Annotated in this window: 1 tRNA gene and 1 rRNA gene; both read right to left on the minus strand. The window is 51.6% G+C overall.

Annotated features, from left to right (window positions below):
• Nucleotides 1–59 precede the first annotated feature (59 nt).
• A 23S ribosomal RNA gene (locus tag PTE31013_RS24615) occupies nucleotides 60–2,937 on the minus strand.
• Nucleotides 2,938–3,266: 329 nt separating this feature from the next.
• Nucleotides 3,267–3,342: transfer RNA gene (locus PTE31013_RS24620), tRNA-Ala, on the minus strand.

Consider the following 3,342-nt stretch of genomic DNA (forward strand, 5'->3'; position numbering starts at 1 on the left):
TGGGTTGCGAGTTGTATCGGCACTGAGTGCGATACTCACCAGGAAAACACACTGGTTATAGGATCAAGCCTCACGGGCAATTAGTATCAGTTAGCTTAACGCATTACTGCGCTTCCACACCTGACCTATCAACGTCCTGGTCTTGAACGACCCTTCAGGGGAATCGAGTTCCCAGGGAAGTCTCATCTCAAGGCGAGTTTCCCGCTTAGATGCTTTCAGCGGTTATCTCTTCCGAACATAGCTACCCGGCGATGCCACTGGCGTGACAACCGGTACACCAGAGGTTCGTCCACTCCGGTCCTCTCGTACTAGGAGCAGCCCCCTTCAAACTTCCAACGCCCACGGCAGATAGGGACCAAACTGTCTCACGACGTTTTAAACCCAGCTCACGTACCTCTTTAAATGGCGAACAGCCATACCCTTGGGACCGGCTACAGCCCCAGGATGAGATGAGCCGACATCGAGGTGCCAAACACCGCCGTCGATATGAACTCTTGGGCGGTATCAGCCTGTTATCCCCAGAGTACCTTTTATCCGTTGAGCGATGGCCCTTCCATACAGAACCACCGGATCACTATGACCTGCTTTCGCACCTGCTCGACTTGTCAGTCTCGCAGTTAAGCACGCTTTTGCCATTGCACTATCAGCACGATTTCCGACCGTACCTAGCGTACCTTCGTACTCCTCCGTTACACTTTGGGAGGAGACCGCCCCAGTCAAACTGCCTACCATGCACTGTCCCCGATCCGGATTACGGACCTAGGTTAGAACCTCAAACAAACCAGGGTGGTATTTCAAGGACGGCTCCACAGAAACTAGCGTTCCTGCTTCAAAGCCTCCCACCTATCCTACACAGACCGGTTCAAAGTCCAATGCAAAGCTACAGTAAAGGTTCATGGGGTCTTTCCGTCTAGCCGCGGGTAGATTGCATCATCACAAACACTTCAACTTCGCTGAGTCTCGGGAGGAGACAGTGTGGCCATCGTTACGCCATTCGTGCAGGTCGGAACTTACCCGACAAGGAATTTCGCTACCTTAGGACCGTTATAGTTACGGCCGCCGTTTACCGGGACTTCAATCAAGAGCTTGCACCCCATCATTTAATCTTCCGGCACCGGGCAGGCGTCACACCCTATACGTCCACTTTCGTGTTTGCAGAGTGCTGTGTTTTTATTAAACAGTCGCAGCCACCAGTTTATTGCAACCCCTTCACCCTTCTGGCGCAAGCCAGTCAAGCTACAAGGGCGTACCTTATCCCGAAGTTACGGTACCAATTTGCCGAGTTCCTTCTCCCGAGTTCTCTCAAGCGCCTTAGAATACTCATCTCGCCCACCTGTGTCGGTTTGCGGTACGGTCTCGTATGACTGAAGCTTAGAGGCTTTTCTTGGAACCACTTCCAATTGCTTCGTACCCGAAGGTACTCGCCCCACAGCCTTGAATTACGCGCCCGGATTTGCCTAAGCGCCTTCTCCACTGCAGGGACCGGGACTTCCAACACCCGGACAACCTTCCGCGATCCGTCCCCCCATCGCATCATACGACGGTGCAGGAATATTAACCTGCTTCCCATCAGCTACGCATCTCTGCCTCGCCTTAGGGGCCGACTCACCCTACGCCGATGAACGTTGCGTAGGAAACCTTGGGCTTACGGCGAGGGGGCCTTTCACCCCCTTTATCGCTACTCATGTCAGCATTCGCACTTCTGATACCTCCAGCATCCTTCACAAGACACCTTCACAGGCTTACAGAACGCTCTCCTACCATGCGAGCAAGCTCGCATCCGCAGCTTCGGTATATTGCTTAGCCCCGTTACATCTTCCGCGCAGGACGACTCGATCAGTGAGCTATTACGCTTTCTTTAAAGGGTGGCTGCTTCTAAGCCAACCTCCTGACTGTTTTAGCCTTCCCACTTCGTTTCCCACTTAGCAATATTTAGGGACCTTAGCTGGCGGTCTGGGTTGTTTCCCTCTTGACACCGGACGTTAGCACCCGATGTCTGTCTCCCGTGATTGCACTCTTCGGTATTCGGAGTTTGCTATGGCGAAGTAATCCGCAATGGACCCTTCAACCATGACAGTGCTCTACCCCCGAAGGTGATACACGAGGCACTACCTAAATAGTTTTCGGAGAGAACCAGCTATTTCCAAGTTTGTTTAGCCTTTCACCCCTATCCACAGCTCATCCCCTAATTTTTCAACATTAGTGGGTTCGGTCCTCCAGTACGTGTTACCGCACCTTCAACCTGGCCATGGATAGATCACTTGGTTTCGGGTCTACACCCAGCGACTGAACGCCCTATTCGGACTCGCTTTCGCTACGCCTTCCCTATTCGGTTAAGCTCGCCACTGAATGTAAGTCGCTGACCCATTATACAAAAGGTACGCAGTCACCCCTTGCGAGGCTCCTACTGTTTGTATGCATGCGGTTTCAGGATCTATTTCACTCCCCTCCCGGGGTTCTTTTCGCCTTTCCCTCACGGTACTGGTTCACTATCGGTCGATTACGAGTATTTAGCCTTGGAGGATGGTCCCCCCATCTTCAGACAGGATTTCACGTGTCCCGCCCTACTTTTCTCAAGCTTAGTTCCACACCAGGGTTTTCTCATACGGGGCTATCACCCACTATGGCCGGACTTTCCATTCCGTTTTGATAACACCGGTGCTAAATCTTGAAGGCTGGTCCCATTTCGCTCGCCACTACTTTGGGAATCTCGGTTGATTTCTTTTCCTGCAGCTACTTAGATGTTTCAGTTCGCCGCGTTCGCTTCGCTAGACCTATGTATTCAGTCTAGGATGACCCATTGGGCCGGGTTTCCCCATTCGGACATTTGTGGATCAATGCTTATTTGCCAGCTCCCCACAACTTTTCGCAGGCTATCGCGTCCTTCATCGCCTGTAATCGCCAAGGCATCCACCACATGCACTTATTCGCTTGACCCTATAACGAGTGTGTCTTCTCGATCATCGTTAGCGCTTTAGCGCTTACGAGGATCCGATGCAGAGCACAGATTCCTTATAGGTTGAGTTATCGCGTTGTGCCGTATTCCAAGTCATCTTTCGATCACTTAAATACTGGTTGATACAATCACAACCCGTACAATTTCCACGCGCCATCTCTAACGCGCTTCCGTTGTACTACTACTTCTTCCAAATTGTTAAAGAACAAATACTGCATGACATTGCTGTCATTCAAAAACATTCACATTCTTGGGGATTTACCGCAGACGTAAAAGCTTTTGACTGACATCGATGTGCGATCTAAGGTTTTGGTGGAGGCAGACGGGATCGAACCGACGACCCCCTGCTTGCAAAGCAGGTGCTCTCCCAGCTGAGCTATGCCCCC

The organism is Pandoraea terrigena, from assembly GCF_902459705.1.
GTDB lineage: Bacteria > Pseudomonadota > Gammaproteobacteria > Burkholderiales > Burkholderiaceae > Pandoraea > Pandoraea terrigena.